Genomic DNA, 23073 nt, shown 5'->3' with positions numbered 1-23073 from the left:
GCGGTCCGGTCCGTGCGTCGCCGGCCATCATGGCACGGACAACGGAATTATGCCTTGACTCTCGCTGTCGATCCAGAACAAAGCACGAACAAAAGACCCTCTCTGCCGGAAAGACCGATGGATCCCTGACATGGCCACGCCCGCTCCCAAACCGCCGCTCGACGCCTTGCGCGAGCAGATCCGCCGTCTGGAAGGGCATGCGGACCGCCGACGCACGGTCCTGCCCTTTGGTGTGCCGAACATCGATCGCAGATTGCCGGGCGGGGGACTGGGACTCGGCGCGCTGCACGAGGTGGCGGGCGGCGGCAACGACGCGCTGAACGCGGCCGCGGCCGCGCGTTTCGCCGCCGGCATCGCCGCACGTACCAGGGGCCAGGTCCTGTGGATCGTCTCGGCCGCCGATCTGTTCGCGCCGTCCTTGCAACAGGCTGGGCTTGACGCCGCGCGGGTGATTTTCGTCGAGGCCGGAACCGATCGGGACGGGCTGGCCTGCTTCGAGGAAGGACTGCGTCATCCGGGCCTGGGCGCGGTGGTGGCTGAGGTCGGCCGCCTGACCATGACGGCCTCGCGTCGCCTGCAACTCGCCGCCGAAAGCGGTGGTGGCATCGGCCTGGCGCTCCGGCGCTGGCGGCGGCAGACCGACGCGGCCGATTTCGGCCAGCCGACGGCGAGCACCACGCGTTGGCGCGTCTCGCTCCAGCCGTCGGCCCCGTTGCCGGTACCGGGCGTGGGCGAGAGCCGATGGCTGCTGGAACTGATCCGGACACGCTCGGGCGAGAGTGCCGATTTCGAGGTGGAGATGCGGGATGGACAGGCAGGATTGCGGATCGCCGGCGACCGGGGCGGGGGCACGGCCGAGGCGGCGGATCGTGTCTCTCTGGCTGCCGCTCTGGGCCACCGATCGCCTGCGCCGCGAATTGGGCGACGCCGCACCTCCGCCTGAGACGCCGCTGGTGCTGGCCGGCCGCGACGGCAATCGCCGCGTGGTGCTGGCCGCCGACCGCGCCGCCCGCAGGAGCGGGGTGACGCTTGGAATGCCGGTCGCCAAGGCACAGGCGCTGGTTCCCGGCCTGGCGGTTCAGGACGGCCAGCCCGACGCGGACCGTGCGGCGCTGGAGCGGCTGGCGCTGTGGCTGCAACAGCGGGTCAGTCCGATCGTGGCGGTCGATAGCTCCGGCGGAACGGCGGATGGGCTGGTTCTCGACACGACAGGAACCGATCATCTCCATGGTGGCGAGGCGGTGATGCTGCGCGATCTTGTCCGCCGCCTGCTGGGGGCCGGGATCACCGCGCGCTCCGCGGTCGCCGACACGCTGGGGGCGGCCCACGCTGTGGCGCGCGTCACACCGGGCACGGCGATCGTCGTTCCTCCGGACGGGAGCGCCGCCGCTTTGGCGGATCTGCCGGTCGCGGCACTCCGCCTGCCCGCCGCCACCGTCGCCGGCCTGCAGGATCTCGGCCTGACGCGCGTGCGCGATCTGGCCGCTGCCCCGCGCGCGCCGCTGGTGCTGCGCTTCGGCGCAATTCTGGCCCAGCGGCTCGACCAGGCCTATGGCCGGATCGACGAGCCGATCCTGCCGATCCGGCCGGTCGATCCCGTCGCGGTGTCGCGCAATTTCGCCGAGCCGATCGCCGCCGCCGAAACCATCGCACGGTATATCGGCAAACTCGTACTGCCGCTCTGCAGCTGCCTGGAGGAACGCGGCCTCGGCGCACGGCGCCTGGACCTGCTGCTGCATCGTGTTGACAGCGCGGTGCAGGTGGTCCGGGTGGTGCTGGCCAGGCCAATCCGTGATCCGAAACATATGTTGCGCCTGCTCTGCGAGCAGATCGAAACCATCGATCCCGGTTTCGGGATCGAGCGCATGGAGCTGGTCGCGGTGCTGGCCGAGCCGATCGGGCCGCGTCAGGCCGTGTCGTCCCTGATCGAGGAGCCGGAGGCCGATCTGTCGGGGCTGATCGACACGCTGGCCAACCGCCTAGGGGGTGCGGCCCTCTATCGCATGGTCCCGGTGGAGAGCGACGTGCCGGAACGCTCGGTCCGTCGCGTGCCGCCGCTCGAACCCGTGTCCGAGACGCGCTGGCCGGCGGATTGGCCGCGACCGACCCGGCTGCTGGCGCGTCCGGAGCCGATAGAGACCATGGCAATGCTGCCCGACCATCCGCCGGTGTTCTTCGTCTGGCGCGGCATCCGCCGCAAGGTGCGCTGCGCCGACGGACCGGAGCGCGTGTTCGGCGAATGGTGGCGGGGGGATACCGAACTGACCACGGCGCGGGATTATTTCCGGGTCGAGGATACGACCGGAGAGCGGTTCTGGCTGTTTCGCGCCGGTGACGGAGAACACGGTGAGACCGGATCGCAACGCTGGTTCCTGCACGGGATCTTCGCATGAGTGGCTCGGCACCACGCTACGCCGAGCTTCAGGTCACGAGCTATTTCTCGTTTCTGCGCGGGGTGTCGTCGCCTGGTGAACTGTTCGGCCAGGCGAAAGCGCTCGGGATCTCCGCGCTTGGCATCACCGATCGCAATTCCCTGGCCGGCATGGTGCAGGCGCATCTGGCGGCCAGGGCGTCCGGCGTCCGGCTGATCGTCGGTTGTCGCCTCGATCTGGAGGACGCGCCTCCCGTGCTGGTCTATCCGACCGACCGGGCCGCTTACGGCAATCTGTGCCGGCTGCTGACGCTCGGCAAGGCCCGGGCAGGGAAGGGGAAATGCCGCCTGCTCTGGCGTGATCTGGTGGCATGGGGCGAAGGCCTGCTCGCCGTGCTGGTGTCGGATGTCGCCGATGAGGAGTGTGCGGCGCATCTGCGGCGGTTGCGGGACGCATTCGGTGATCGGGCCTATATGGCGCTCACCCTGCGCCGCCGGCCCAACGACCAGATCCGGCTCTACGAACTGGTCAATCTCGCCCACGCCCAGCGCGTGAAGACAGTCGTCACCAACGACGTCCTGTTTCACACCCATGACCGGCGCATTCTTCAGGACGTCGTCACCTGCGTGCGGCACAACACCACCATCGAGCACGCCGGCTTCGCCCGCGAGCGTCACGCCGACCGCTATCTGAAACCACCGGCGGAGATGGCGCGGCTGTTCGCGCGGTATCCCGAGGCGATCGATCGCACGATGGAGATCGTCGCTCGCTGCCGCTTTTCCCTGGACGATCTGGCCTATCAGTATCCCGACGAGATCGAGATCCCGGGCCAGACCCCGCAACAAGCGCTGGAAGCCCTGACATGGCAGGCGGCGCGGGAGACCTATGGCGGCATAATCCCGCCGGACGTCGAGATGGTCCTCCGCCACGAACTCGCGCTGATCGGGCGCATGGAATACGCACCGTATTTCCTGACGGTGCATTCGATCGTCCGCGAAGCGAAACGCCGCGACATTCTGTGCCAGGGACGCGGCTCGGCGGCCAATTCCGCCGTGTGCTTCGTGCTCGGCATCACCGCCATCGATCCTTCGCGCACCACGCTGCTGTTCGAGCGGTTCATTTCCGAGGAACGGGGCGAGCCGCCGGACATCGACGTCGATTTCGAGCATGCTCGACGCGAGGAGATCATCCAATGGGTCTACGACCATTACGGTCGCGACCGCGCGGCGCTGACCGCCGTGGTGATCCGCTACCGCGCCAAGGGCGCGCTGCGCGACGTCGGCAAGGTGATGGGGTTGCCGGAGGATGTGATCGCGCTCCTGTCCAGACAGATATGGGGCTGGTCCCATCATGTTGACCCCGAAAAATTCGCTGGGACGGGGATCGATCTGACCGACCGGCGTATCCGCCTGACACTGGACCTGGCGCGCTGCCTGATCGGCGTGCCTCGCCATCTTTCACAGCACCCCGGAGGGTTTGTGTTGACCCGCGACCGGCTCGATGAACTGGTGCCGATCGAACCGGCGGCGATGGAGGACCGCCAGATCATCGAATGGGATAAGGACGATATTGATGCGCTGAAATTCATGAAGGTCGATATTCTGGCGCTCGGCATGCTGACCTGCATGAAAAAGGGGCTGGACCTACTCGCTGCGCACAAGGGCCAGCATTTCACGCTCCAGACCGTCCCGGCCGAAGATCCCCGGACCTACGCGATGATCCGCAAGGCGGACACGATCGGCGTCTTCCAGATCGAATCCCGCGCCCAGATGTCGATGCTGCCGCGCCTCAAGCCGCGCACCTATTATGATCTGGTGATCGAGGTCGCGATCGTGAGACCCGGCCCCATACAAGGCGACATGGTCCATCCGTATCTGCGCCGCAGGGAGGGGCTGGAAGAGCCGGATTACCCGACTCCCGAACTGGAAGAGGTGCTCAAGCGCACGCTGGGCGTGCCGCTGTTTCAGGAGCAGGTGATGCAGGTGGCGATGGTCTGCGCCGACTTCACCGCCGCCGAGGCGGACGGGTTGCGTCGGGCGATGGCGACCTTCAAGAATACCGGCACCGTGTCGCACTTCCAGACCCGCCTGCTCGAAGGCATGACGCGCAAGGGCTATCCGGAAGAGTTCGCCCAGCGCATCTACCAGCAGCTCGAAGGCTTCGGCTCCTACGGCTTCCCGGAAAGCCATGCCGCATCCTTCGCGATCCTCGCCTACACCTCGTCATGGCTGAAATGCCATCACCCGGACGTGTTCTTGGCCGCACTCCTGAATTCTCAGCCCATGGGCTTCTACGCCCCCGCGCAACTCGTGCGCGATGCCCGAGAGCATGGTGTCGAGGTTCGGCCGGTCTGTATCAATGCCTCGCGCTGGGACAGCACCCTGGAGGGCGAAGACGACGATCGCGGCTGTTTCGCGGTGCGGGTGGGGATGAGCCTGGTCAAGGGGCTGGCCAATGCTCATGCGGCGGCGCTCGCGGCGGCACGGCTGCGTCGACCCTTTGCGTCCATCGACGATCTCTGGCGCCGGGCCGGGGTGCCCCAGGAAGCGCTGGTGCGGCTGGCGGAGGCCGATGCCTTCCGGCCGGCCTTCGGGCTGGCGCGGCGCGAGGCGTTGTGGGCGATCAAGGGCCTGCATGACGAGCCGCTGCCGCTGTTCGCCGCCGCCGCGCAGTCGCGCGAAACCGAGGAGCCGGCGATGGCTCTCGCCCCGATGACCGACGGCGCCGAGGTGGTGGGCGACTACAACCATCTCGGGCTGAGCCTGCGCGGCCACCCGGTGTCGTTCCTGCGGGAGGATCTGCGGCAACGCCGGATCGTGCCCTGCGGCACGGCCATGGCGCTGCGTGACGGTAAACGGGTCGAAGCGGCCGGACTGGTGCTGGTGCGTCAGCGGCCCGGATCGGGCGAAGGCGTGTGTTTCATCACGCTGGAGGACGAGACCGGAATCGCCAATCTGGTCATTTGGCCGGATATCTTCGAGAAATACCGACCGATCATCCTCTCGGCCAGCATGGTGGCCGCCAAGGGCCGTATCCAGCGCGAGGGCGATGTCGTGCATCTGGTGACGCTGGAACTGACTGACCTGTCCGCATTGTTGCGCCAGGTCGGGACGCGGGGTGGCGTGGACGATCAGTCTGGCCGCAGGCTTGCCCGGCTCAATTTCCGGTCGCGGAATTTTCACTGATATGTCCTTCGGGCTTTTACCGCCGATCCGTTTTCGCTATCGTGCCAGATGGCGCGTAGTAAACGCCATTGACAACGAAGGGGCCCCCTATGTCGGGTGGCCTGCCAAATAGAACACCCGGACCTATGGTCAAGCGGTGAACAGGGAGACCTGTTCAGTTGCTTGGGAAATAGGCAGGGGCGTGCTTTACCTTCGTTGTCACGCTTTACTACCCGCCCGACGCCAGGGAAGGGCGGGGATGCCTGTGTTCAATTGTAAGGATGAAATAACGATCTCGTCATTCCCGGCGGCGCACTTAGATTCAAATTTGACTGACTATCCAATGTCATGAAAATGCGTCGCCGCCGCCTTAGCGGCCAATGAAGGGAACCTTCGGCTATGTCTCGTCCCGTTTTCTATAATTGTCCCCCGTCCGGAAATTGCTACAAAGTCCGGCTTTTCGCGGCCCTTGCCGGCGTCGCTCTCGACATCCGCGATGTCGATCTTGCTGCCGGCGCGCACAAGACGCCGGATTTCACCGCGCTCAATCCCTGGCAGCAGGTGCCGGTTCTGCAGGACGGTGAAACCGTGATCTGGGATTCCCAGGCCATTCTGGTCTATCTGGCCGAAAAATACGGCAAGACGGAATGGTGGCCGGCCGCCCCCGCTGCTCGCGCGCGCGTTGTCGAATGGTTGTCGGTAAGCGTCAATGAGATCCAGCATGGTCCGGCAGATGCACGCCTGGTCAAGAAATTTGACTATTCGTTACGGTATGACGACGCGGTTGCCGCCAGCGCCCGGACGCTTTCGATCATCGACCGCCATCTCGCCGATCATGCCTGGCTGGCGGGCGATGGGCCGACTTTGGCGGATTGCGCCGCTTATCCCTATCTGGCGCTGGCGCCGGAAGGCGGCATTGCACTCGACGCTTACCCCGCTCTCCGTCTCTGGTTGGCGAGGGTCGAGGCGTTGCCCGGCTATATCAGCGTCGACGCATAGTGGGTTTCGTTCCACATGCCGGGCATTTGCAATGCCCGGCACCCAGCAAACCCCGGTCAGGCCAAGGTCTTCCGACGGCCCCTCCTGCGTTCCGGAAGCACCGTGATGGAAGGCGGGTCGTTCGAGATGGTCACGACGTCCCTTTCGGCAGGCGGTTCCGTGGTACCCGCCGAGGCGGCGTCCCCAATGTCGTCGCCTGCCTTCTGGCCGAGGCCACTGGCCCGCGCCAGTTCCGAGCGGCGCGTCGCATAATTCGGCGCCACCATCGGGTAATCCGCCGGCAATCCCCAGCGCTCCCGATATTGCCCGGGCGTCATGCCATACGCACTGCTCAGGTGGCGCTTGAGCATCTTCAGCTTCTTGCCGTCCTCCAGGCAGACGATATAGTCAGGAAACACCGACCGCTTGATCGGCACCGCCGGCGTCGGCGCTGTCGCGTTCGTGCTCTCGGCGGGCCTCCCTGCCGAAACGAGCGTCTCGTAGACCGCCCGGATCAGGTTCGGCACTGTATCCGGTTGGATCGCATTGCGACCAACATACCCCGAAACGATTGAAGCTGTCAGGCTCAGGAGAAGCTCCTTTGCGGGTGCCGGGTTACTGGTTGGTGCGGATTGTGTGTCGCTCATGGTCTGTCCATTCAGTCTCGAGACAGTCGGTTACCCTGAAATCTCTTCGGAATCATGGCAAATCGGCGGATTCTCGTCCACCCGCCCTGGCCTCTGGTCAGACCATCGGTTGCGGCGCGGTGTTATCTTTTCCCACCGCGTCCGTAGAGGTTTGTGCTGCTCTTCGTCGGGGGAACCATGCTGCCACCGTGTTCTGGCGTGGAGCTGGATAGGCGTGTGCGAGGACATGGAGGAAGAGGGAAGGGGAGGGGTTCGCGACGGATTTCGAGGCGGGGAGAGAGTCTACCTGCCGTCCGTCGTGGAGTTTCCTGCCATGGCAAGCGCCATTCAGAAAATCAGTCTCAGTTCGTCCCGGGACATTCCGTTCAGCAAGCTGGTGCTGTCGCAGGCCAATGTCCGCCGCATCAAGGCGGACCAGTCGATCGAGGAACTGGCGGCGGACATCGAGCGCCGCGGATTGCTCCAGGGCCTGAACGTCCGCCCGGTTGTCGATGACGCGGGCACCGAGACCGGCATGTTCGAGGTGCCGGCGGGCGGACGCCGCTTTCGCGCTCTGGAATTGTTGGTCAGGCAGAAGAAGCTGACCAAGACCGCGCCGATCCCCTGCGTCGTGCGTGAGGCCGGATCGCCCATTCTGGCCGAGGACGACTCCTTGGCCGAAAACACGCAACGGGCTCCGCTCCATCCTCTGGACCAGTTCCGGGCCTTCCGCGACATGCTCGAAAAAGGCATGTCCGAGGAAGAAATCGCGGCGGCATTCTTCGTGCCGCTCACGGTCGTCAAGCAGCGTCTGCGCTTGATGACGGTCTCCGAAAAGCTGCTGGACGTCTATGAGCAGGACGGTATGCGGCTTGAGCAACTGATGGCATTTTCCATCAGCGACGATGCGGCGCGTCAGGCACAGGTCTGGGACATCATCTCCCAGAGCCATAATCGGGAGCCCTACCTGATCCGCCGGATGCTGACGGAGAAAACCGTCCGGGCGTCCGACGCGCGCGCCCGTTTCGTCGGCGTGGAGACCTACGTAGCGGCCGGCGGCCATGTCCTACGTGACCTCTTCGAAGCGGACGATGGGGGCTGGCTCGATGATCCCGCGTTGCTCGACCGGCTGGTCATTGACAAGATCAACGCCGCGGCCGAGGAGATCCGCGCCGAGGGCTGGAAATGGGTCGAAACCGCGCGCTCTTTTCCCTGGGGTCACACCCGTGCTTTCCACGAAATCGACGGGACGGCGGTCGTGCTTTCGGAAGACGAGGTGGCCAGCCTTCACGCGTTGCGCGCCGAACAGGAAGTGCTCGAGGCGGAGTATGCCGACGCCGACGAACTGCCCGAGGCGGTCGATGTACGTCTCGGTGAGATTGAGCGGGCGGTCGAGGCGCTGGAAGAGCGCCCACTGGCCTATGCGCTGTCGGATATGGCGCGGGCTGGCGTCTTCGTCAGTCTCGACACCGATGGCACGCTGCTGATTGAGCGGGGGTTTGTCCGGCCCGAGGATATGCCGGCGACGCAGGAAGAGACGGCGGAGGACGGTGCGACCGGGTATGTTGATCGTCTCCCGGACGGGGAGCTGTCCGAGGAGAACGACCAGACTGCCGGGCAGGGCGTGATCGCCGGTGACGAGGAGGACGAGGATACCGGCAAGCCGCTGTCGGATCGTCTCCTCACCGAACTGACCGCCTGGCGGACGCTCGCCCTGCGCGACGCGTTCGCTGCCAATCCGCATATCGCGCTGACCGAGCTGCTGCACACCCTGGTTCGCGACCTGTATTGGCAGAGTGCGGGGGCAGATTGCCTCGAAGCCTATGTCCGGGAGATTTCTCTCCCGGTCCATGCGCCTGATATGCCCGGCAGCATACCGGCGCACGCGCTGCGTCAGCGCAACGAGGGCTGGAAGCACGACCTGCCGCAGGATGACGAGGCGCTCTGGCAGTGGCTGGACCGGCTGGACGACACCAGTCGCATGGCGCTGCTGGCGCACTGCCTGTCGTTCGGGCTGAACGCGCAATATGAGCGCATGCCGCCTTATGGCGCGGTGTCCCAACGCAGCGTCTCCGAGCGCCTAGCGCGCGCCAACCGGCTGGCGACGGTCCTCCGGCTGGATCTGGTCGAAGTGGGCTGGCAGCCGACGGTAGAGAACTATCTCGGCCGGGTGACCAAGGCGCGGATCCTCGCAGCCGTGCGCGAGGCGCGGGGAGACGAGGCGGCCGAACGGATTGCTCACCTCAAGAAAGGGGACATGGTGCGCGAGGCCGAACAATTGCTGGAAGGTTCCGGCTGGCTCCCCGAGGTGCTGCGCACAGCAGCGGTTCAGGAATCGGACGGCGATGGGTCTACGGTCCCGGTGCTTGAGGAGACGCCTGACACCATCGCGGCGGAGTGACAGCATCAGGATTGCACGGCGGCTTCCGGTTCTCGGAAGCCGCCTTTTTCCATGTCGGGATGGCCTGCAAGGGAGGGAGAGGGCGGCTTCGCCTTGAATGCCGAATGTCCGGCGAAAAGGAGAGTGTCCATGTCCAGCACCCTGTCGTCCGCCCGTCCCGTTACGGGGTTCCGCGTCGATCCGTCCCGCGGGGATCGCGACGCCCGCGTGTCCTCGGAATGGTTTTCCCGCCCCGATGACGAGCGCTATCTGTCCCTGGCCGATCTGCATGCGGCGACGCTCGCGCGTGCGGAGCGCGCCACTGCCCGCACGGTGGAAAGCCGTGCCATCCGCGTCGAGGCCAGCCGTGATAACGCCGAACGCCTGACCCTGATGGTGCCGGGCCAGTCGGCGCCCGTCGCGCCGACGCACTGGTCCTTCGGTCAGTTGTCGAGCCTGGTGGGGGCGCCGTCGTCTTACCTTCGCAGCCTTCCGGCACCGCTGGCGGCGATCAACCTGCAGCACGGGCTGTTGTCGCATCGCGCCGAACTGGTGAAAACCTACGAGACCGAAGACGACCGCATCGAATTGCGCGCGGTGACCGGCCCGGATTACGGGCGCGTGCTCGACCACGAGGTGGTGGCGGCAATCCGTAAGATCGCCGGCGATGGCACCGGGGATACCGCGTGGAAGGTGCCGGGCTGCATCGACTGGTCCAGCATGGTGCATAATCCCCATGTCGACATCACCAGGGAAACGACGACGCTCTATGCGTCTGATCGCGACGTGTTCGTCTTTTTGACCGACGACACCCACCCGATCGAAGCGGGGCGGTTGCCGAACGGCGAGCCTGATCTGTATTTTCGTGGGTTCTATGCGTGGAATTCCGAGGTCGGAAGTAAGAGCCTTGGCATTGCCTCATTTTATCTGCGCGGAGTGTGCCAGAATCGGATGATCTGGGGTCGCCAGAATTTCGAGCAGATCACCATCCGGCACAGCAAGTTCGCGCCGTCACGCTTCGTGCATCAGGCCGCCCCGGCCCTGCGGAATTTCGCCAATGCCAGCCCGTCTTCCTTCGTTTCCGGCATTCAGGCGGCGCGCAAGACGATTGTCGCGCGCGACGATGATGATCGCGAGAGCTTTCTGCGCCGTCGTGGTTTTTCGAAGCCGGAAACAACGAAGATTATCGAAACCGTGCTGCGGGAGGAGCAGAAGAAGCCCGAGACGATCTATGATTTCGTGCAGGGTATCACGGCCCTGGCCCGCACCAAGACCAATCAGGACACCCGTCTCGATCTGGAGGGCAAGGCCCGTCAGTTGATGGAGAAGGTCGGATGAGGAACCTGCGGTCGGCACGAAGGTCGATCAGGAAGGGGGCGGCGGAGCATTTCCGCCGCCTTTCTTTGGTTCGGCGGTCAGCCGTTCAGACTGTCCTTCAGCGCTTTCGCTGGCGTGAATGTCAGCTTGCGCGAGGCGGCGATCGTGATCGTCGCCCCCGTGGCGGGGTTGCGGCCTTCGCGGGCGGGCACATCCTTGGTCTTGAACTTGCCCAGGTCGGGGATCGTCACCTCGTCGCCCGCCTTGGCGGCGTCGGTGACAGCGGCGACCAGTGCGTCGACGGCTTTGCGGGCGTCGGCTTTGGAGAGATCGGCGGCGCTGGCGATATGATCGACCAGTTCGGTAATCTTCATGCGGAATCCTTTTCAATGGCGGCCCACGGGCCACCTTGTCTGCCGTTACCGGCAGATTATGGCGGTATCAAGCCTGCCGGGAGGGGCAAATGACCGGTCGCGACAGACCAGACGCCGGCGATCTGTCCCGGCGGCTGGCGGAGAACGCCGAGGCAGTCTGCCGTCATTATCTGTCTGCCGGGCGACGGCATGGCAATTACTGGCTGGTGGGCGATGTGCGCAATACGCCAGGACGGTCCATGTACGTTCGTCTGTGCGGACCGGCCGAGGGACGCGGAGCCGCCGGGCGGTGGACGGACGCCGCATCGACCGAGTATGGCGACCTTCTCGATGTCATCCGGGAGAGTTGCGGGCTCACCGATTTTCGGGATGTCGCCGACGAGGCCCGGGCGTTCCTGAGCCTGCCGTCGCCAGAGCCGAGGTCCGTGGCGGCGGTCGATCATCCGACCGGCGACCGTGGTCCCGCCGGGTATACGGAAGCCGCCCGCCGCCTCTGGTCGATGACCCGTCCGCTCGCTGGCACTGTAGGAGCTGCCTATCTGCGCCGTCGCGATCTGAAGGCGCTGGACGGGATCTCCTCGCTGCGGTTCCACCCGGCCTGCTGGTATCGCCCGGACGACGATGGCCCGACCGAAACCTGGCCGGCACTGATCGCGGCTGTCACCGACCTCGACGGCAGGCTGACCGGCGTCCATCGTACCTGGCTCGCGCCGGACGGACGCGGCAAGGCCCCGGTCGATGTGCCGCGCCGGGCTTTGGGCGACCTGCTCGGCCATGCGGTACGCTTCGGTGTTGCGTCCGATGTGCTGGCCGCCGGTGAAGGCATCGAGACGGTCCTGTCGCTCCGGCAGGTCCTGCCCGGTCTGTCGCTGGCCGCCTGTCTGTCCTCGGCGCATCTCGCCGCCATGGCGTTTCCGCCGCTGCTGCGCCGTCTCTATGTCGTGCGCGATGACGATCCGGCCGGGGACCATGCGTTGGATATGCTGGAAGAGCGCACCCAGGCCGCCGGGCTCGAACTCATTGCCCTGTCACCCCGTCTGGCGGATTTCAACGATGATCTCCGTCAGCTCGGTCCTGCTGCACTGCGGGCGGTCCTGCATCCCCAGCTTGCCCCGCCGGACGTCGCGCGGTTTCTGGAGGCGGCGCACATCTGAGAGCGGGCCGCGAAGGAAGCGTGGGTTTCATCTGTCCCGGCGGGTTGGGCGGCTCTGCCGGGGCGGGGAGCGCCCCCGGCCTTTCTGAGAGGGGAGCGGGCGTCAGCCGGAACGAGCCTTCAATGGCGTGCGGCGGCTATTTTCCGCCGCGCGCTCCCTGTGGGACCGCGCTTTGCATCGCGAAGCAAAATAGCCGCCGTCCTGCCATCCTCCGCGTTGCTCCGGCCGCGCGAGCGCGCGGTTCTGGCCCGTCCCTGGTCTGCCGCTATCCGCCCCCGGAAAGGCCGCGATGGGCGCGGTCCGTATCCCGGAGGAGAGACCCATGATCCGCGCGACAGACGACTTCGAACCCGTGCATGCCGCATCCGCAACCGCCCACGTGCTGACCGAACTCCAGACTTATGGCTTCCGTCCGTTCGAGGACGAGCCGGATTCGCGGCCGTTGCCAGAGGCGGAGCGTATCGGCGGCGCCGTGGCCGACATCTTTGACGCCATCGCAGCCACCTTGACGGAGACGCGGCTCGAACCCGACCTTGAAGAGCTTCTCTGGTCGGCGGTTAACATCTTCCACCGCATGGTCAGCCAGGTGGAACGTGAACTCGATCGCAACGAGCAGGCGCAGAAGCGAGGCCAGCAGGAGCAGGACGGCAGCGAGATCCGCTCGGTGGAACTGGAGCGGCTAATCGCGCAGGGGCTGACCCTGCTGGAGCGGCGAAACGCCTACGAGATCTTCCGCGACGAGGCACAGAGCCAGTTCGAACGGCTGACTCTGTCCGCTTGGCGCCCGAAAACCGGATCGCTGGTGTCACGCCGCACCATGACGGCGTCCATGATCGACAGCCGCGACTTCCTCGCCGCCCGTCGCAAGGCTGAAGGCGAGTTGCTGGTCCCGCCCGGCCCCAAGGTCGTCGTGACCGGTGGTCTCGACTTTGACGATCATGTCCTGATCTGGGACCGGCTCGACAAGGTGCGGGCCAAGCATCCCGACATGGTGCTGCTGCACGGAGGCTCACCCAAGGGCGCCGAGTTCATTGCCTCCCGCTGGGCCGATCACCGCGAAATTGCCCAGATCGCCTTCAAGCCGGACTGGACACGCCACAAGAAGGCAGCCCCCTTCCGCCGCAACGACGCCATGCTCGACACGATGCCGATCGGGGTCATCGTCTTTCCCGGAACCGGCATTCAGGAGAACCTCGCCGACAAGGCGAAGCGCCTCGGCATCCCGGTTCTGCGGTTCGGTTGCGGCGCGTGAGCGCCCGGTCGGATTATAATGATCGATCCGGACGAATAATCAGGCCGCGGCACCTCGTATCGTCTGGTTGAGTCAATTGATATGCCGTTTGTTTCGCGTTTATTGCCGGAAGATCACCGTGCCAGAAAAACACGACCCTCTGACCAACATAATCGGTCACATCACTGGGCCATGGTTTCCTGATAGGTGCGTCGAGGCGTAATGGTAAGCTCACGCCGTTGAATGCAAATCGTTTTATCGATGATAAGAAATAACAACTCTTTCCGCGTGACACCTCGGCATCCCCGTAGATGATATAATCATCACAGTGCAGGCGGTTAATGTCATTCTGCAGATATCGTAGATAGGAAAATGCAGACTGGTAATTTAATTGGCGTCCATTGACGGTCAGGGGGTGCGCTGCTTGCTCTGTATCCGGCATCGCCAGCCAGGCATCGACGATCTCCGCCATCGTTCCCGTATAGAGGGGCGGTGCTGCTTTCGCGGAACGGGCTAATGCGATCAATTGCTCTTTCGAAGGAGGCAATCGTCGTTGTGGGCGTGGTGGCTCGCCGAGCCAATTGGGTATCGGCTGTTGGGGTACCTCACTCGGTTTCGGTTTGGGTTTCCCTGGTTGAAGGGGGTCAGCGTGACTTTCTGCTTCGTTAGAGCAACCAGTTATATGCCCGTTCTCAGCATAGAAATACGTGTTTTTGACTGTCTTCGGATAAACTCGGGCAAGACATCGCTCATCGGGACAAAAGCAGCTGAGCCTTCTATCGTTTTTCGCGTAGGAGACGTGTATTTTACTTTGGGTTTCCCAGCAGAGTGCTTCGACCATCAGCTCTTTTCGCACTGTCTCTTCACCCCAGACTATGACGTGACCCCAGCATATCATCCGACCCAGCATTGGAAAGAAATTATCGTAACAGGCGCTTGCAGATGTCGCTAATGATCGAACGACCTCATGCAGCCGGTACGCCTGATCCAAGCACCGTCGGAGGTCCGCGCCAAAGCCCCGCCCAGGTCGATCCGGTGGCGCGGGGCGAACAGCCTTTCGGGGCGTCAGGCTGTGGAGCGCCATGATGCCGGACTGGCTCATGGCCTGTCGCGAGGAAGCACGGCATTCCGGCGCCTGATGAGCGGATGGTCCGTCAGCACGGCAACGGGGCCGTCCCGCCGAATGCGTCGATACCAGCGGTCGGTTGCCAATCATCCCGTGCCGAGAGAGGCGGCACACAGGCGCTTCCAGCAACTCCGGCGTGTCCGTTCTGCCCAGCGGTGCTCCTGCCGGACGTGACAGGGAGGGTTCGCAGCCTGTCTCACGTCCGGCCCCTCATCGGAGCGGATGTTGCCTTCCTGTCTCTCCCGGGGCTGACGGGTCCGCACACCATGGCCTCTGTCGGATGGCTGATCTAGCCGAAGGACGGCGATGCCTCGATCGGCTGGCCGCAACGGCGTGCCAAAACTTTCTTCCCCTGACGGCTGCGCCGCCATTCCTCGCGCAACAAGAAAGTTCCGGCCCTGCCGTCCTCCGCTTCGCTGCGGCCCCGAAGGGTGCTCTGCCGCTCGCCTCCGGCTGGTCGATCGCCATCGAGGCCACGGTCGTCGCGGTCCGATACCAGCAAGGAGATACGAAAATGGCGAACATTGGTTCCTTCAAGAAGGCGGGCGAGGGTTTCGAAGGCGAGATCGTCACCCTGGCACTCCAGGCCCGCAACGTCCGCCTGGTGCCCGAAACCAACCGGAGCAACGACAACGCTCCCAACTATCGCGTGTATCTCGGCAGGGTTGAGTTAGGCGCCTGCTGGCAGAAACGCTCCAGCGAGGGACGTGACTATCTCAGCCTGAAGCTGGACGATCCGTCCTTCCCGGCACCGATCTTCGCCAACCTGTTCGCCGACGAGGACGGTGAGAGCCACACCCTGATCTGGACGCGCCCACGTGCCAGCCGCAGCGGCGACTGAGCGCCCCGATCACCCGCCCGGGTCCGCCCGGGCGGGGCTTCGGCGCCGCAACGAGACGACACAGCGGCCAGTAACGAAGAGCCGATAAAAACGCCCATAATATACTCCAGAGTATATTACCACCCTCGCATCGGGTATCGGGGCAAGGGGAGAAACAAGGCTTCTCTCTCAGTCTTCCCATTATACCATGCCCGCGGAAACCGCCTCGAGCACTGCGCGGTCCCCCCAATTTTTCCGGCGCACCCGTGCCGGGCACGCCGGAAAAATCGGCACCCCCGCTTGCCGGCAAGCCGGTCGCCTGCGGCGATCCTCGACCCGGCTTCCGCGCGCATGCGGGCGGCGTCCTGTCTTCGACAAACGACAAGGAGCAGGACGATGACCACGCACCACGACCAGATCCAGATGCTACGGGCCGAACTCACCAGCTTTTACCTCAGCCGCCGGGAACGCGCCAGAATCGAGCGCGAACTGCGCAAAGTTGAGGCTGATCTCGCGGCGGCTGCGGGCGTGTCCTATGTCAGCGAAGATCCCGACTGAGGAGCCGGAGCCACGGGACTGGACTGAGCCGGCACCGCATCGTGCGGACCGGCTCATTTATTATTAGACTGTCCAGTAAGACAAAATTGGTGAAATGTTCGTTCCGGTATGTCATCCTCGGCGTGGCGCAACGCCTTTCCGGTTTGCGGCTGAATCGTTATGTCCAAACATGATGGGGGAACGACAGGATGGCGGAACGTCCCGACTGGAATTCGCCGCGCTTTCTCGACATTGCCCGCGGCCTGGACCTGCCGGCTCTGGCACAGGAGTTCCTGTGTCTGAACGACGCCTATCAAACCGGTTACCGAGCCGCGATGGCGGATATCTCCGCACCTGTCCAAAGTCGACGCGAACGCCTTGCCACTTTTGCGCGACCCTGGGGGTTGCGATTTCCCTGTAGACCCGGCGATCCCCAGCTGGACACTGCCGGGTCTGTGGGCTGAGGAAGTCTTTGCCGCCGTCATCGCGATCGTCCCGGCGCCGCTCTCCTATCAGAGCGTGGTGCCGTTCCGGATGGCGTCATTCGCGTCGCGGCTGAACGCTGAGACGCTCGCCGACGGGCTTCATCTGGTGGTGGACGATGAGCATGGTCCGCTCCGTTTCTGGATCGGGGAGGGCGCCGAGCGGCGCCCGGCGATCGTCATTCCCCTTGATGAAGCCTGTATGGTCCGGTTGCATCACGTGCGGCGCTTCCTGCGGCGCTGGACAGGCCGTCCCGGCGGCCCGCTTCCGCACGCGCTGCGACCGACGCGTTATCGGATCGACCGCCTCGCACTGGCTCTCCGCGCGGTCACGGCCCGGAAGGCTGGTGCGACGACGCGAATGATCGCCGGGGTGTCGGACCCGGGCGTGTACACGATGCGTGGCGCGTTATGGAAGGATTGCGACCAGCGCGGCACCGCCGAGCGTCAGATGAAGCTCGGCGAGCATCTTGTCGCGGGCGGTTATCTCGCGCTCCTGCGGCACGGCATTCCCCGAAATCCCGAGACCGCCTCCATCTCGGCATAAAGGACCGTCCGGCGTTGCCCACCGTTCAGATCAGCCGGCGCCATGAAACAGGAATGTCCTCGAATACTTCAGAACGGCTCAGATGCGCGGGCATGATATCGGCGATATGCGGTGGTGCTGCCGGTCCGCCGGTCTTTTCGGCAAAGGCATCCGCGAAGAGCTGCGAACAGATGATCGCTTTCTGATGCGGTCGGAACTGCGATCGCACGACATTTGGAAGAAACGCCTTCAACCCGAGAAAACCGGCCTGTCCCAATGTGTAGCGCGCGCGCAAATAGGTCATGGCCTGAAGGGCCACCGCGGTCCGGACATCGAGTGGCAATCCCGTCGCCCTGCGAAAGCGCAGATGGTGGTTGTGGCAGCGGTCGAACACGCTGCCGCAACTGACCGCGCGGGTTAGCGCCTCGATCCAGCGCTCCTTGTCGAAAATGATCGCCACATGGGTCCAGCGGGCGTGGATCGGCGAGAAACTCCGTCTCTGGACCGCCTGGATCGCCGAGGCGACGCGATCGGCGCCGACGGGCTCACACAGCACGAGATCGCCTGGCTCGAGACACGTGACGTCGGGAATCTTGCCCAGATTGCGAACATGGACCGGGGCTTCCCAGTCGACCGCCGTGGCGGTGGCCGGCTGGTCCGGCGAGAGACCGAGCATGTCTTCCGACGGTCAGGCCGGTGACACCCGCGTCAGCTTGATGACGCCATTGGTCTCTTTTTCCGGCTCGGCGCGGATGTGGGCGCCCTCCCGCAGGCGCCCGACGCGCCGCACCGTGCTGGCCAGCACGCCGAACCGGTCGAAGAACGCCTCGGTCCCATTGTCCAGACGCACGACTCCGAAGCCGTTGGGCTGAATCCTCAGGATGCGACCGGTCACTGTCTGCATGAAATCCTCCAACACCCTGTAATCTAGGCCGTCCGGCGCGCCATTTCAATCGGATCGGGGTGGCACGGCGCCGCATCGTCCACCGATCCGGACCCACATTCCATAGCACGAAAGCCGTCGCCGGGGGTGGATGATTCCTTGGGACAGGGTGCGTCTTCGTCCACCACCCCAACGGCATCGAGACGGCATGGTCCAGCTCCGAATTGCGGCGCCATGCGCCGCGCCATCGGAGAGAGTGGATGGCCCGACAATCTCGAACGCGACCGGCCAAGCATCTGCGCACGCCCCAGGCGGCGCATTGGCTCGGCATCTCGCCCCGCACAATGGAACGCTATCGCGGTCTGGGCTGCGGTCCCGTTTTCTACGCCCTCGGCGGCCGGATCACCTACAGCGTTCAGGACCTCCGCGAGTGGGTGGAGAACGCGCGCTGCAACTCGCTGCGTTCGGAAAACTACATCCGCATGCGCAGCGCGGTCAGCCGCCGGCAGAGGGGGATAAAATGACCCCCTGCCTTCCACGTCTCCTCATGTCGGGGCCGTTTTTTGGCCTCGCCAAGCGACCGGCTTCGACGGCGGTAGTCTTTACGCTGGGCGACCTGGCGGTTCGCGTCACGTCCGAGCATACCAACGCCACCATCTGGGACGCCGATATCCTGATCTGGGCAATATCGGCTCTCAAGGCAACACGATATCGCAACGATCTCCCGCCCGGCCGTTTCCGGGAAACCCGCCACGCCCTGCTGGCCTTTCTCGGACGCACCGCGTCGGGCGGTCAGTACGAACGCCTCCCGGCGGCACTGGACCGGCTCGCCACTACGCGCGTCACGATCACGCCCGGAACTGCATCGTCGCGCGCTGTCTCGTTCACCTGGCTGTCCGAGTGGTCGCATCGTGGCGGGGTAATCGAACTGCGGATCGCCGACTGGCTGCGGGACGCCGCTCTGGCGCCACGCGCGGTCCTGGCTCTGGATCCCCGCTATTTCGCGCTGAAGGGCGGCCTGGAACGGCGGCTCTACCTGCTCGCCCGACGCCATGCCGGCCGGCAGCCCGGCGGCTGGTCGTTCGATCTTGCCCACCTCCGTCGCAAGACCGGGATCGCGCCGTCGGTTCGGGACTTCCCGGCCGCTGTCGCGCGGATCGTCCGGCGCCAGTCACTGCCCGGCTACCGCCTGACGCTGGAAGGCCGGGACGCCCGCGTCCGCCTCCATTTCCGTCCGGAGACAGCCTGGCTCCCCGCAAGTCCTGTGGATAACTCTGTTGATAATCTGTGGGCAGGATGTGGGGAAGTCGGGCCGGCACGCCTATCGACCGCGAAAAGCACGCCTATCGCCGTGAATTGGTCCCTTTAACGGATTGATATGATGACGAAAAATCCGCCTCTTCTAAAGATTCTAAAAAGACTCTCTCTGTACTGGCAGACCGCGCGCGAGCGTGCGCACGACGCTGCCCTCGAAAATGACATCCCCGTTGTTCGCCATGACACGGTGGCACGTGACTTCACGGCGTCGCGTTGGTTCATCGGCTTCGCCGCCTTGGGGTTCCCATCAGACAGGCCGGTCATTCTCCCGACCGGCCCCGGGACACGGTCATGACGCTGCTCTGCGGCGACTGCCGCGACCTCATGCCGGCGCAGGGGCCGTATGACCTGATCCTCGCCGACCCGCCCTACGGCGAGACCTCTCTGTCGTGGGATCGGCGCGTCGAGGGCTGGCTGCCGCTGGCAGCACAAGCCCTGACGCCGTCCGGTTCGCTGTCGGTGTTCGGCTCCCTGCGCAGTTTCATGGCGACCGAGGTGGACTTCCGGGCCGCCCGGCTGCGGCACGCGCAGGAGATCGTCTGGGAGAAGCAGAACGGCAGCGTGTTTCACGCTGACCGCTTCCGGCGCGTCCATGAGTTGATCGTGCAGTTCTATCCCGCGACCGCCCGCTGGCAGGACATCTACAACGTCGTGGCGACCACGGACGACGCCCGGGCGCGGACGGTGCGCCGCAAGCGCCGCCCGCCGCACACCGGCGCCATTGCGGCCGGCATCTATCGCAGCCTCGACGGCGGCCCGCGGCTCGCCCGCTCCGTGCAGCGTTTCCGCAACGTCCATGGCCGCGCCATCCACCCCACCGAAAAACCGGTGCCGCTGCTCGACCTGCTGGTGCGCGTGAGCTGCCCGCCTGACGGCCTCGTCGGTGACTGGTTCGCCGGGTCCGGCGCGGCCGGCGTCGCCTGCCGGCTGGCCGGCCGCCGCTATGTCGGCTGCGAGATCGACCCGGACATGGCCCGGCGCGCCCGCGATCGCCTCGCCGCCATCCTTCCCTTTCCCGTCGGAGAACCGTCATGAACGATCTTCGCTCCCTCGTCGGCGCGCAGCTCGATCTGGTCTGGATCGAGACCCGCATCGAACAGTGGCTGCGCTTCGGCACCCCCGAGACCAGCGTCGCGATCGACCGCTACCGCCGTCGCGTCAGCTTCGCGCCGGGCGACGTGTTCGCCCTGATGCGCTGGGTCTCCAGTGACACTGGTGCCGTCACCGTATCGCTCGATATCATCCGCGCCTTGCCCTCCCACCGGCCAGAGGCCGTCCTGCCCTGGATCACGGGGGCCGCCGACCGGCTGCTGCGTCAGACCGGCGACGGCCCGGTCCGCGCGGTGCTCGACACGATCACCCGCATCGAACGGCAGGGGCTCGATCCCCGCGCCGTCTGCCCGGACTACTGGCGCGATCTCGACGCGCGTCTGCGGGCCAACCGGTCCGTGCCGCCTTATGGCCGCGCCCGCCATGAGGCGTGGCTCTGGCGGAGGGCCACGTCATGACCCGCCGCGGCTGGTTCTTCACCACCTATTTCGCAGCGCTCACGACCCTGGCGACGACCGGTATCTCGCCCACGCCGCACTGGGTGTGGAACGCGACCGCTAGTGTGCAGATCGGGCTGTACCGTGTGACACCGACGGCTGCTCTGCGCGTCGGCGACATCGTGGCGCTGCATCTGCCCGAACGCGACGCGACGCTGCTGGCGACGCGCGGCTATCTGCCCTTCGGCGTGCCGCTGCTCAAGCCGGTCGCAGCACTCGCCGGTCAGGCCGTCTGTCGTGTCGGCCTGCGTGTCACCATCGACGGAAAGGTGGTCGGAGAGGCCAAAGCCGTCGACCATCGGGGACGTCCGCTACCGGCGTGGCGGGGATGCCATCATCTCGCGTCGGGGCAGGTCTTCGTCATGAACCCGGCGGTCCCGGCCAGTCTCGACGGACGCTATTTCGGTGTCCTCTCGGCCGACACCGTGATCGGTCGCGCCACTCCGGTCTACCTGCGAAAGGGCGACGCCGAGCCGCCACCCCCGCATTTCGCAGCGCTTCCGGATCTGCCGGACCTGCGACCACGGCCCCCCACCACGATGGTGCGTCCTGCGGTTCAGCGGCCGCCCGAGCCGCGGCGCGAGTGACGTCGTGACGTCGCCAGACCTTTTCACAATCTCTGACACGAAAGCTCTCAACCCATGACCCAGATCGGTGTCTTCACGCGCACGGCAAACGGCTTTGCCGGCCGCCTGAGCACACTCGCCCTCGACGCGGAACTGACCTTCGTGCGTGCCGAGAATGCGGACGCGGAGCACGCGCCCGATTATCGGATCCATCTCGGTGACAATGCCGAGACACCGGAGATCGGGGCAGGCTGGACCCGCACCGGAGAGCGCGCCGGCGAATATGTCTCGGTGCTGCTGGATGATCCGTCGCTTACCCTGCCGATCCGCGCCACCCTGTTCCAGGCTGGCCGCGGCGGCCGTGTCTGGAACCTCGTCTGGACGCGCGCCACCAAGCGTCAGGGAGGCCGTGAATGACGCGCGTCCGTCTCCGGCTCGGCTATGCCGACCCGCCCTACGTGAACTGCGCCCATCTCTATCGCGGACAGCCGGACTACGCGGGCGAGGTCGATCACGCGGCACTCGTCCGACATCTCGACGCGACCTATGACGGCTGGGTGCTGCATGCCGCCGCCACGCCGGCGTCGATCGCTACGCTGGCCCCACTCGTCATGGACACCGGAGCGCGCTGGATGGTCTGGGTCAAGGGCTTCGCCGCCTTCAGGCGCAATGTTCCGGTCGCCTATGCGTGGGAGCCGGTCATCATCAAGGCGGCGCGGCGTCCTGTCGTCAGCCGTCGCCAGGTGATGCGGGACTGGATTTTGGAGAGCATCACCATGCGTCGGGGACTGACCGGAGCGAAGCCCGAGGCGGTGTGCCACTGGGCGTTCGAGTTGCTGGGCGCCCGACCCGACGACGCGCTTGACGATCTCTACCCCGGCACCGGAGCCGTGACCCGGGCATGGGAGTCGTGGCGACGTAAGTTCGTCCTGCCACAGCTCTCCCTCTCGCCGCCGAAATGTCACCCGGATGATCCACCGCTGGACATGCTCATGCCGGAGGATTTGTGATGTCGAGACCGGTTTTCTGTCGATCGGGCGCCCTGACGGTTGCCCGGTTCGGGCTCGCGCTGGCGCTCTCGCCGGTTCCGGTCCATGCACAGGATCTCGACGCACTGGTACGGGAGGCGGCCCGTCAGGCTGCTATCCCGCCGTCATGGATACACGCCGTGCTGCGCATCGAGAGCGCCGGTGATCGGCAGGCCATATCGTCGGCGGGCGCCATGGGGCTGATGCAGATCATGCCCGGCACGTGGCGTGACCTGCGCCATGCCCTCAGTCTCGGCGCCGATCCGTTCGACCCGCATGACAACATCGTCGCCGGCGCCGCCTATCTGCGCTGGCTGCACGATCGTTATGGCGATGTCGGGTTTCTGGCCGCGTATAACGCGGGTCCTGGACGCTATGACGAGCATCTGGCGACCGGCAGACCGCTGCCCGACGAGACGCGGGCCTATGTGGCTGCGGTCGTGGGGCGGATGGGGGACGACGCCGCTCCGACCGTTCTCCGTCAGTCGCCGGACGCCCATTCGGTCGCTCGCACATCTGCCGAGAACCTGTTCGTCGGTCCCGCGCAGGCTGCAACGAGCGGTGTGGCCATGGCCGGCGACAGTCTGGTCCCGGCTCCGCCCGCGGGACTTTTCGTTCCGACCGGATGGAGGCACGAACCATGAA

25 protein-coding genes are annotated in these 23073 nt (G+C 65.4%); 20 read left to right on the top strand and 5 right to left on the bottom strand.

Going from position 1 to position 23073, the window contains the following annotated elements:
- Positions 1-130 precede the first annotated feature (130 nt).
- The 4 genes from GDI_RS13635 to GDI_RS13620 all read left to right on the top strand — a co-directional run bounded on the left by GDI_RS13635 (position 131) and on the right by GDI_RS13620 (position 6535).
- Positions 131-943 carry an ImuA family protein gene (locus tag GDI_RS13635; protein ID WP_041249484.1) on the top strand — a complete coding sequence of 271 codons (813 nt, stop codon included), beginning with the start codon at positions 131-133 and terminating at the stop codon, positions 941-943.
- Complete coding sequence (locus tag GDI_RS13630; protein ID WP_041249839.1) at positions 867-2393, top strand: DUF6504 family protein; 1527 nt, start codon at positions 867-869, stop codon at positions 2391-2393. The genes GDI_RS13635 and GDI_RS13630 overlap by 77 nt, the downstream gene beginning before the upstream one ends.
- Entirely contained in the window at positions 2390-5557 is a 3168-nt protein-coding gene (locus GDI_RS13625; RefSeq protein WP_012227088.1) for an error-prone DNA polymerase, read from the top strand. Before GDI_RS13630 ends, GDI_RS13625 begins: the two co-directional genes overlap by 4 nt.
- Before the next feature lie 378 nt (positions 5558-5935).
- Positions 5936-6535 carry a glutathione S-transferase family protein gene (locus GDI_RS13620; RefSeq protein WP_041249483.1) on the top strand — a complete coding sequence of 200 codons (600 nt, stop codon included), beginning with the start codon at positions 5936-5938 and terminating at the stop codon, positions 6533-6535.
- Between the two features lie 56 nt (positions 6536-6591).
- Here GDI_RS13620 and GDI_RS13615 read toward each other — a convergent pair whose 3' ends face one another.
- Positions 6592-7161: a MucR family transcriptional regulator gene (locus GDI_RS13615; protein ID WP_081482897.1), complete on the bottom strand. Its 570-nt coding sequence runs from the start codon at positions 7159-7161 to the stop codon at positions 6592-6594.
- 313 nt (positions 7162-7474) lie between these two features.
- On the opposite strand from GDI_RS13615, the gene GDI_RS13610 reads away from it, so the two are divergent.
- Both GDI_RS13610 and GDI_RS13605 read left to right on the top strand, forming a co-directional pair.
- Positions 7475-9541: a ParB/RepB/Spo0J family partition protein gene (locus tag GDI_RS13610; protein ID WP_041249482.1), complete on the top strand. Its 2067-nt coding sequence runs from the start codon at positions 7475-7477 to the stop codon at positions 9539-9541.
- A gap of 129 nt (positions 9542-9670) precedes the next feature.
- Entirely contained in the window at positions 9671-10858 is a 1188-nt protein-coding gene (locus GDI_RS13605) for a DUF932 domain-containing protein (protein ID WP_081482896.1), read from the top strand.
- Positions 10859-10935: 77 nt separating this feature from the next.
- Here GDI_RS13605 and GDI_RS13600 read toward each other — a convergent pair whose 3' ends face one another.
- The gene (locus GDI_RS13600) at positions 10936-11211 is read right to left on the bottom strand and encodes an HU family DNA-binding protein (RefSeq protein ID WP_012227083.1); all 276 of its coding nucleotides are present in this window, start codon (positions 11209-11211) and stop codon (positions 10936-10938) included.
- Positions 11212-11300: 89 nt separating this feature from the next.
- Here GDI_RS13600 and GDI_RS13595 point away from each other — a divergent pair, with 89 nt between their 5' ends.
- Positions 11301-12365 (top strand): DUF7146 domain-containing protein, encoded by a 1065-nt coding sequence (locus tag GDI_RS13595; protein WP_012227082.1) that lies wholly within the window; start codon positions 11301-11303, stop codon positions 12363-12365.
- A gap of 322 nt (positions 12366-12687) precedes the next feature.
- Positions 12688-13617 carry a DUF2493 domain-containing protein gene (locus GDI_RS13590; RefSeq protein ID WP_041249481.1) on the top strand — a complete coding sequence of 310 codons (930 nt, stop codon included), beginning with the start codon at positions 12688-12690 and terminating at the stop codon, positions 13615-13617.
- 13 nt (positions 13618-13630) lie between these two features.
- Here GDI_RS13590 and GDI_RS19840 read toward each other — a convergent pair whose 3' ends face one another.
- Positions 13631-14437 (bottom strand): hypothetical protein, encoded by an 807-nt coding sequence (locus GDI_RS19840; protein ID WP_157871058.1) that lies wholly within the window; start codon positions 14435-14437, stop codon positions 13631-13633.
- Positions 14438-15236: 799 nt separating this feature from the next.
- Between GDI_RS19840 and GDI_RS13585 the strand changes: the two genes are divergently transcribed.
- From GDI_RS13585 to GDI_RS13580, 4 genes are all read left to right on the top strand, one after another.
- Complete coding sequence (locus tag GDI_RS13585; protein ID WP_012227079.1) at positions 15237-15563, top strand: DUF736 domain-containing protein; 327 nt, start codon at positions 15237-15239, stop codon at positions 15561-15563.
- Positions 15564-15938: 375 nt separating this feature from the next.
- A complete protein-coding gene (locus GDI_RS20070; RefSeq protein ID WP_173363383.1) occupies positions 15939-16100 on the top strand; it encodes a hypothetical protein in 162 nt (53 codons plus the stop codon).
- Positions 16101-16288: 188 nt separating this feature from the next.
- Entirely contained in the window at positions 16289-16543 is a 255-nt protein-coding gene (locus tag GDI_RS20655) for a transcriptional regulator domain-containing protein (protein ID WP_220792450.1), read from the top strand.
- Positions 16458-17108: a DUF2285 domain-containing protein gene (locus tag GDI_RS13580; protein ID WP_231854129.1), complete on the top strand. Its 651-nt coding sequence runs from the start codon at positions 16458-16460 to the stop codon at positions 17106-17108. The genes GDI_RS20655 and GDI_RS13580 overlap by 86 nt, the downstream gene beginning before the upstream one ends.
- 25 nt (positions 17109-17133) lie before the next feature.
- Here GDI_RS13580 and GDI_RS13575 read toward each other — a convergent pair whose 3' ends face one another.
- Positions 17134-17763 (bottom strand): hypothetical protein, encoded by a 630-nt coding sequence (locus tag GDI_RS13575; protein WP_041249480.1) that lies wholly within the window; start codon positions 17761-17763, stop codon positions 17134-17136.
- A 12-nt stretch (positions 17764-17775) separates the two neighbouring features.
- On the bottom strand, positions 17776-17991 hold the full coding sequence (locus tag GDI_RS13570; protein ID WP_157871057.1) for a hypothetical protein: 216 nt from the start codon (positions 17989-17991) through the stop codon (positions 17776-17778).
- 239 nt (positions 17992-18230) lie between these two features.
- Here GDI_RS13570 and GDI_RS13565 point away from each other — a divergent pair, with 239 nt between their 5' ends.
- The 8 genes from GDI_RS13565 (at position 18231) to GDI_RS13530 (ending at position 23072) form a co-directional block, all read left to right on the top strand.
- Positions 18231-18494, top strand: coding sequence for a helix-turn-helix transcriptional regulator (locus tag GDI_RS13565; protein WP_041249478.1), 264 nt, complete (start codon positions 18231-18233; stop codon positions 18492-18494).
- Positions 18491-19339, top strand: a complete 849-nt coding sequence (locus GDI_RS13560) for a replication initiator protein A (RefSeq protein WP_012227071.1) — start codon at positions 18491-18493, stop codon at positions 19337-19339. The genes GDI_RS13565 and GDI_RS13560 overlap by 4 nt, the downstream gene beginning before the upstream one ends.
- A gap of 239 nt (positions 19340-19578) precedes the next feature.
- The gene (locus GDI_RS13555) at positions 19579-20322 is read left to right on the top strand and encodes a DNA-methyltransferase (protein WP_012227070.1); all 744 of its coding nucleotides are present in this window, start codon (positions 19579-19581) and stop codon (positions 20320-20322) included.
- Entirely contained in the window at positions 20319-20795 is a 477-nt protein-coding gene (locus GDI_RS13550; RefSeq protein ID WP_012227069.1) for a DUF2840 domain-containing protein, read from the top strand. The genes GDI_RS13555 and GDI_RS13550 overlap by 4 nt, the downstream gene beginning before the upstream one ends.
- Positions 20792-21421, top strand: a complete 630-nt coding sequence (locus GDI_RS13545; protein ID WP_012227068.1) for a S26 family signal peptidase — start codon at positions 20792-20794, stop codon at positions 21419-21421. The genes GDI_RS13550 and GDI_RS13545 overlap by 4 nt, the downstream gene beginning before the upstream one ends.
- A gap of 54 nt (positions 21422-21475) precedes the next feature.
- Entirely contained in the window at positions 21476-21817 is a 342-nt protein-coding gene (locus GDI_RS13540; RefSeq protein ID WP_012227067.1) for a DUF736 domain-containing protein, read from the top strand.
- Complete coding sequence (locus GDI_RS13535) at positions 21814-22410, top strand: hypothetical protein (RefSeq protein ID WP_012227056.1); 597 nt, start codon at positions 21814-21816, stop codon at positions 22408-22410. Before GDI_RS13540 ends, GDI_RS13535 begins: the two co-directional genes overlap by 4 nt.
- The gene (locus tag GDI_RS13530; protein WP_081482895.1) at positions 22410-23072 is read left to right on the top strand and encodes a lytic transglycosylase domain-containing protein; all 663 of its coding nucleotides are present in this window, start codon (positions 22410-22412) and stop codon (positions 23070-23072) included. Before GDI_RS13535 ends, GDI_RS13530 begins: the two co-directional genes overlap by 1 nt.
- The last annotated feature ends 1 nt before the right edge of the window (position 23073 follow it).

It is taken from the genome of Gluconacetobacter diazotrophicus PA1 5 (assembly GCF_000067045.1).
In the GTDB taxonomy this organism is placed as follows: Bacteria; Pseudomonadota; Alphaproteobacteria; order Acetobacterales; family Acetobacteraceae; genus Gluconacetobacter; species Gluconacetobacter diazotrophicus.
Note: the sequence above shows the minus strand (reverse complement) of the source record. Positions and strands in the feature narration are given on the sequence as shown.